This window comes from Kiritimatiellia bacterium (assembly GCA_025054615.1).
Lineage (GTDB): Bacteria > Verrucomicrobiota > Kiritimatiellia > CAIVKH01 > CAIVKH01 > JANWZO01.
The window spans coordinates 1-7,667 of sequence record JANWZO010000037.1; the positions used below are offsets into that span (position 1 = coordinate 1).

Genomic DNA, 7,667 nt, shown 5'->3' on the forward strand with positions numbered 1-7,667 from the left:
TGTTGTCGATGGCCGTCTTCTGGCTAGCGCCGATGGCACTGCTCGTTGCGATCCGGGATTTCGGCATGATCGCGCTGTTGAACAGCACGCTGATGTGCATGATCGTGCTGGTTACCGGCCGCGCGAGCTATGCGTTGGCAGGGCTTGCGGCGCTTGCAGGCGCTGCTTTTGTGATCTGGCATTTTGTGCCGCACGGTGCGGGGCGGCTGGATGTGTGGCTCGACCCCTTTGAGGATCCCACGGGGCGCGGATGGCAAATTCTGCAGGGGCTTTCCGCAATGGCCAGCGGCGGGTGGTGGGGAGCCGGCCTGGGCGCGGGGCATCCGACAACGGTGCCAATCGCGTCGTCCGACTTCGTGTATGCCGCGCTGGCTGAGGAACTCGGGTTTGTCGGATGCGGGCTGGTTCTCTCCTCGTATCTGCTGCTCTTCCATCGCGGCTACCGCATCGCCGATAGCCTGAAAGACCCGTTCCCGCAGGCGCTCGCCACCGGCCTGACGACGATCCTCGCGCTGCAAACTCTGTTCAACATCGGCGGAGTCACGAAAGCGCTGCCGCTGACCGGCCTGACCCTGCCGTTCATCAGCCATGGCGGCAGTTCACTCGTCACGAGCCTCGTAATGTTGGGAATTCTGCTCGCACTATCAGACTCGAGCGGACTAAGCCGCTCCAAAAAATAAGGCCGCCCGCCAGTAGCGAGCGCCGGCGGGCGGCCGTACTGTTTCGTTGGTTGCGTCTCAGATCAGAATAGATAGACAGCGCTCAGCCGTATCCGCTGATCGGCAGACCCGGCCAGTCCCTTATCGCGATCGGAAAGCGGAAGATCCAACGCGGCATTGAGCGAAAAATGCTCTCCAAGTGTGATCTGGGTGGAGGGGGCAACGTAGGAGGAGGATTTGTCAGAGCCGGATACCTTTTCTCCCCTTATTTCATTTTCGGCGCGCCACTCGCCACTCAGTTCCAGCCCCGCCCAGATGGCGTCCGTGAAATAGTAGCCTCCTGCGATGCGGGCTATAATTTCGTCGCCGAATTTGAAGTCATGGTCGCCTTCCGTACGAAGATTGTATTGACCGTCGGCGAAAAAGCCCCAACTGCCTTGTCTCCACAAGCCGCGCAGGCCGAGGACGCCATCCCACGATCCCGAACCCGGCGCCACATGATGGCCTCCGGAATGGTGGGTGTGGCCGACATCAGACGCTCCGGCTGATGTTTCGGCAGATCCATGCTTATCCGAATGGGATTGCCCGTGATGTTCATGTCCGGCGTGACCAACAAGCCGTCCGGATATCCCGCTGTGCATGTCTGAAGATCCGCCGTTGGCGGCGTGATGGTGACCCATCGATTCTTCGGCAAGCCGATCGCTGTCGCCTGTCGGCAATTTGACGCCGGCATACAGGTCAAGCAGGGCTGGCGCGTCGTCATGCTTTTCCCATAGACGGTAGAAAAGCAGGGCCGTCGCATCGCCTAGTCCGGACTCTGAATCCTCCCCTAATTCGCGATCAACATAAGGAACCGCGAGTTGCCACCCCCAGACAGAGCTGAAGCGGCCCGCCACGATCGCCTGTACAGACAGGCTTCTAAAGTCGCCATTGTCTTCGTCGTACAGACTTTGATGAATGTGCATGCCGGCAGCCGTCGAATCCTTAACACTCCCCACCGGCAGCGTTGGCGTCCCATGGATGTCGCAGGAGTATGTGCCCGCGACAAACCCCATAAAGGTGCAAACAAATATAAGAAGATATTTATTCATGACAAAAACCTCATGATATTTCAAAAGATGAAAAGATAAGTTCAAATAACCAACTAGACCCTGATCCGGTATTGCCCGGTCAGAAGCGTTCAGTGATTCTAATTTTCGGCGCTAAACCAAATGGCGCGGAGGGGGACGCTCGGGCGGGTGGTTTCCGGGAGGATATGTGAATGCGATGAACGTCCAATCACAGGTTTTCCAAGGCGGTTCAGGTACGCATAGCGACCCCGGACGCAGATAAGTTCTATCGATCGCAAATTCGCAAGCGGTAATCTCTTTTTTATCTGCAACATTCTGAGATTCGACAAACTTGCAGAGCGGACACGGATGTTGCCCGTCGAATGTCATCGTCAGCGCGTCGCGGAACGAATACGCGCGGCTATAGGAGACAAGCATGCCGGCCCAGCCCACAACCTGTATCACGGGCAGATGAATGTTCTGCGAAAGCAGAAATATCATCAGAAGGATGATAGCCTGGATCCGTCTGGCCAGCATTGTGTGTAGGTCAGGTAGCGATATATCGTTCAAAAAAACGCGCAATCGTCAACCCTTCGATAGGAGGAATCGATTGGAGTTAATCGGATACTCCGGCGGTGGAATTTCTGGTTTTGGCCAGAAAAGATTCGCGATTCGGAAATGAGCACCGATAAGCCTAAATGGTTTTCAGAGGCCGCGGTTCATGGCATTCAGGGACAGGATGTTGTATTTAGAGAAAGTCCAGGAGGAGCCGGGATTCATACGTTACTGCGTTGCTGCATAACGTGTGTCGCGTATACCGAGCGTGCGGTTGCGGGTAAGGCGCTGCGCTGCTACTCGATATCATCTTGATGGAGCGATTAATTGAATCGACGTCCTCCGGTCTTTACTGTGCCGCGGGTGACTTTTTCATCGACCCCTGGCGGCCGGTTGCGCGCGCCCTGATTACCCACGCGCACAGCGATCACGCGCGGCCGGGTCATGCGGCCTATTTGACGGCGGCTCCGGGTGCGCCCCTCGTTCGGGAGCGAGTCGGCGCCACCGTTGAATCGATACCCTATGGCGAGCGTCGCCGCATTGGCGACGCGTGGGTCTCTTTTCACCCCGCCGGCCACATGCGCGGGGCGTCGCAGATTCGCGTGGAGGTTCGTGGCCGGGTGTCAGTAGTGACGGGCGATTTCAAGCGCGATGCGGATCCCACGGCGGATCTATATGAGCCGCTCCGCTGCGATGAGCTGATTATGGAAAGCACATTTGCGCTGCCGATTTACCAATGGCCGCCGGTTGCGAGCGTCATGGACGATCTTCACGCATGGTGGCGGGAAAATCAGGAGGCTAGCCGCACCTCAGTGTTGCTCACCTATGCGGTCGGCAAAGCGCAGCGGCTGCTCGCGATGCTCAATCCGGAGATCGGGCCGATCCTTTACCACGGCGCGGTGGAGCGATTCGTCGAGCTATACCGCGCGGCGGGCGTCGCGCTTGCGCCGGCGCGCAAGGCGCAGGCGGAGGACGCCAAAGCGCTGCGCGGCCGCGCGCTGCTGATCGCGCCGCCTTCGGCGCAAAATACGCCGTGGCTCCGCAAATGGGCGCCATACTCGATCGGGTTTGCCTCCGGGTGGATGCGTGTGCGCGGCGCGCGCCGCCGGCGTGGCGCGGACCGCGGCTTTGTGATCTCGGACCATGCCGACTGGCCCGCGTTACTGCAAACGATTGAGGAATCGGGCGCGGAATGGATCGGCCTCACCCACGGCTACGGGGATGCTCTGGCCCGATATCTTCGCGAGCAGGGCCGAAATGCCGATGTGCTGCGCACCGAGTTTGCAGGCGAAGATCATGAAATGAAATCCGAGATGCCCGATGCGTCCGAACCGCCATGAAGCATTTTACCCAGCTCTACCAGCGCCTCGACCGCAGCACCAAGACCAGCGACAAGCTTGCCGCGCTCGAGACGTTTTTTCGATCCGCTGCTCCGGACGACGCCGCGTGGGGCCTGTTTTTTCTGATCGGTCGGCGATTTCCTCGTGTGATCAGTCCCTCGGAATTGCGCGAATGGGTCAGCGCGGCGACCGGACTGCCGCCGTGGTTGGTCGAAGAATCGTACGCAGCAGCCGGCGATCTTGCAGAGACGCTCTCGTTGCTGCTGCCACCCGCGAGCGCGCCGCGCGAGTGGGGTCTTGCAGACCTTATTGAACAGCGCGTGCGACCCTTGCGCGAGGCCGGCCCGGAGCAGCGCCGCGCGTTGGTCGAACAGACCTGGCGCGAATTGGATGGCGATGAGCGATTTCTCTATCACAAGTTGCTAACCGGCGGATTTCGGGTGGGTGTCTCTCGCGCCTTGGTCGAGCGCGCGCTCGCCGCGGTTTCGGGAATCGACGCCGCGGAGATCGCACACCGCTTGATGGGCGATTGGACGCCGAGCGCGGCGTTCTATCAGGAAATCCTGTCGCAGAATCAGGCGCTCGAGTCGGCGCTGCGTCCGTATCCGTTTTACCTCGCCTATCCGCTGGAAGAGGACATCTCCACGTTGGGCGCTCCCTCAAACTGGCAGGCGGAATGGAAATGGGACGGGATCCGCGCACAGGTGATCCGGCGCGAAGGGCGCGTCGCCATCTGGACGCGCGGAGAGGAACTCGTCACGGATCGATATCCCGAGATCGAATCGGCCGCGCGCGCGCTGCCCGACGGGACGGTGTTGGACGGCGAACTGTTGGCCTGGCGCGATGACAAGCCGCTACCGTTCGGAGTCATGCAACAACGGATCGGGCGTATTCGGATTACATCGGCGACCCTTCAGCAAGCGCCTGTCGCGTTCGTCGCATACGACGTGCTCGAGCGCGGCGGCTGTGACCTCCGCGCGCGTCCGCTTCTTGAACGGCGCGCAGCGCTGGAGGAAATCATCACGCGCGCGTTGAGCCCGATCCGTGTATCGCCGCGAATTCCATTCGAGTCCTGGAGCGATCTAGCGGCGCGCCGCGCCGAGTCGCGCGCGCGCGGCGTCGAGGGCGTGATGCTCAAGCGGCTGGACGCGCCCTATGGCGTGGGCCGCGAGCGCGGCGCTTGGTGGAAGTGGAAGATCGAGCCCTACACGGTTGACGCCGTCCTGCTCTACGCGCAGGCCGGCCACGGGCGCCGCGCGGGCTTGCACACGGACTATACCCTCGGCGTGTGGTCGAATGGCGCACTGGTTCCCGTCGCGAAAGCTTATTCTGGGCTCACCGACGCGGAGCTTAACGAAGTGGACCGCTGGATTCGCCGCAATACGCTCGAAAAACATGGGCCGGTACGCGTGGTCAAACCGGAGCTGGTGTTCGAGATCGCCTTTGAAGGCATTCAGGCATCCGCCCGGCACAAGTCCGGGGTGGCGCTTCGGTTTCCGCGGATTGCGCGCTGGCGACGCGACAAACGCCCAGAGGATGCCGATCAACTCGATGTGCTGACTGCACTACTGCACGCGACGCGCTGCGTATGATGGAGCGAATCGAACAGTGGTTCCGCGCGCGCGGCTGGACACCGTTTGACTATCAGCGCGAAGCCTGGTCGGCTTGGGCGGAAGGTTGCGACGGTTTGATCCACGCGCCGACCGGAACCGGCAAAACCCTCGCGGCGCTGATGGGCCCTGTTGCCGGTTCATCGGAAGCGGAACCGGATGGATTGCGACTATTGTGGATCACTCCGCTGCGCGCGCTGGCGCGCGATACCGAAGAAAACATCTCTGCTGCGATGCGCGATTTCGCACCCGGCTGGCGCGTGGGTTCGCGCACCGGCGACACGACAGCGACGCAGCGGCGTAAACTGCGAGAACGGATGCCGGCCGTGATGATCACCACGCCCGAGAGCCTTGCCGTGATGATTTCATTTCCGGACGGCCGCGAGCGCCTCAGCGGTGTGGAAACCGTAGTGGTTGATGAATGGCATGAACTGATGGGGTCCAAGCGCGGCGTCATGACCGAATTGTTGCTGGCGCGATTACGCACGTGGAATCCTTCGATGCGCACGTGGGGCTTGTCCGCCACACTCGGCAATCTCGAGGAGGCGCTGCATGTCTTGTGTGGCGCGCATGTGGGGCGGCCGCGCCGATTGGTTCGGGGCGAAATTCCCAAACGCGTCGAAATCGAAACATTGATCCCCGCAGAAATTGAGCGCTTCCCGTGGTCCGGCCACATGGGATTGACACTGGTCAACGAAGTCGCGGACCGCCTTCGCGAGGCGCGCACAACGCTGCTGTTCACGAACACGCGGGCGCAGTGCGAATTGTGGCACCGCGCGCTAAGCGAGGCGACGGGTTGGGACGAATCGTTGCTCGCGATCCATCACGGCTCGATCGATCGGGCTTACCGCGAAGCGGTCGAGGAGCGGCTGCGCCGTGAACAGGTGCGCTGCGTGGTGTGCACCTCCAGCCTGGATCTTGGCGTCGATTTCAGTCCTGTCGAGCAGGTGATTCAGGTGGGCAGTCCGAAGGGTATCGCCCGGCTGTTGCAGCGCGCGGGCCGAAGCGGACACGCGCCGGGAAGACCCAGCCGCGTGCTCTGCGTGCCGGCGCATGCATTCGAGCTGGTGGAGTTTTCCGCTGCGCGCGAAGCTGCCCTCGCGCGTGAGGTGGAACCGAGGCCGCCATTGAGCAAGCCCCTCGATGTGCTCGTGCAACACGTCGTGACCGCGGCCCTCGGCGAAACGATCCCGTCCGAAACGCTTCGGCGCGAGGTCATGACCACACATGCCTACGCCGATTTATCGGACGAGGAATGGAAGTGGGTGCTCGATCACGTGCGCGGGACCGGGCCAGTGCTCAACGCCTATCCCGACTATCACCGCGTGGTTGAAACCCCGAAGGGGCTCACCGTCGAATCGCCGACGGTCGCGCGGTTGCATCGGTTGAACATCGGCACTATTCCGTCCGACGGCATGTTGGAAGTGCGTTTTTTGCGGGGCGGCCGATTGGGCGCCGTGGAGGAACGGTTCGTTGGGCCACTGAAGCCGGGCGACGTGTTCTACTTTGCCGGCCGCGCGCTGCAATTCGTGCGCGTCCGCGACATGACGATCTGGGTGCGCGCGGCCCGCTCGGGCGCAAGCGCCGTGCCGGTGTGGATGGGCGGTCGGCTGCCGCTGTCCACGCATCTGGCCGCCCGCGTGCGGCGCCGCATTGACGAAGCCGCGCAAGGGGTATTCGCTGATGCGGAAATGCGCGCTGTTGCTCCACTATTCGCCGTTCAGCAGGAGCGGTCGGCGATCCCGCGGCGTGGCGAATGGCTGATCGAGCACACCCGTTCGCGCGAAGGGTTTCACGTGTTTGTGTTCCCTTTTGCCGGCCGCCTTGCGCATGAAGGACTGGGCGCATTTCTCGCATTTCGCGCGGCGCGCCGCCAGGCGCTCACGGCGCGAATTTCGGCCAACGATTACGGGCTGGAACTGCTTTGCTCTGCGCCGCTGGCGATGGACGAGGCTTCGTGGCGGGCGTTGCTCACGCTCGAGGGCTTTGAGGAGGATCTTGCGGCGTGCGTCGCCGGGGGCGCGCTGGAGCGCTATCAGTTTCGGGATATTGCGCGCGTTGCCGGGTTGGTCTTTGCCGGCTATCCGGGTCGACGCAAGACGGCGCGACAACTGCAGGCGTCGGGGACGTTGTTTTACGAGGTTTTTCAGCGGTACGATCCGGGGAATCTGTTGCTGACGCAGGCGCGGCGGGAGGTTGCGCGCGACCAACTGCAGGCGGACCGATTGCGAGCGGCGCTGCAGGACGCGGGGCGGTCTCGGCTGCGGATTATTGAGACGGAGCGATTTTCGCCGTTTGCGTTTCCGCTGTGGGCCGAGCGGCAGCGCGCGCAGGTTAGTTCGGAGAGGTGGGAGGACCGCGTTCGGCGGATGGCGGAGAAATTGGAGGCGGAAAGCCGGCGATGATGCGCGTGGAATGGTTCGATCGCGAATGGATCTGCATGCCGGAGCGCGC

The 7,667-nt window shown here is 62.0% G+C and carries 5 protein-coding genes; 4 read left to right on the forward strand and 1 reads right to left on the reverse strand.

Annotated features, from left to right (window positions below; all coding sequences use genetic code 11):
- A partial coding sequence (locus NZ740_10660; GenBank protein ID MCS6772461.1) for an FtsW/RodA/SpoVE family cell cycle protein occupies positions 1-680 on the forward strand: 680 nt, incomplete at its 5' end.
- A gap of 62 nt (positions 681-742) precedes the next feature.
- Here the strand turns inward: NZ740_10660 and NZ740_10665 are convergent.
- Entirely contained in the window at positions 743-1,795 is a 1,053-nt protein-coding gene (locus NZ740_10665; protein MCS6772462.1) for a transporter, read from the reverse strand.
- Between the two features lie 782 nt (positions 1,796-2,577).
- Here NZ740_10665 and NZ740_10670 point away from each other — a divergent pair.
- The 3 genes from NZ740_10670 to NZ740_10680 are packed head-to-tail and all read left to right on the forward strand — an operon-like array spanning position 2,578 to position 7,618.
- Positions 2,578-3,603, forward strand: a complete 1,026-nt coding sequence (locus NZ740_10670) for a ligase-associated DNA damage response exonuclease (GenBank protein MCS6772463.1) — start codon at positions 2,578-2,580, stop codon at positions 3,601-3,603.
- Positions 3,600-5,195: an ATP-dependent DNA ligase gene (locus NZ740_10675; GenBank protein ID MCS6772464.1), complete on the forward strand. Its 1,596-nt coding sequence runs from the start codon at positions 3,600-3,602 to the stop codon at positions 5,193-5,195. Before NZ740_10670 ends, NZ740_10675 begins: the two co-directional genes overlap by 4 nt.
- Complete coding sequence (locus NZ740_10680) at positions 5,192-7,618, forward strand: ligase-associated DNA damage response DEXH box helicase (GenBank protein ID MCS6772465.1); 2,427 nt, start codon at positions 5,192-5,194, stop codon at positions 7,616-7,618. The genes NZ740_10675 and NZ740_10680 overlap by 4 nt, the downstream gene beginning before the upstream one ends.
- Positions 7,619-7,667 lie beyond the last annotated feature (49 nt).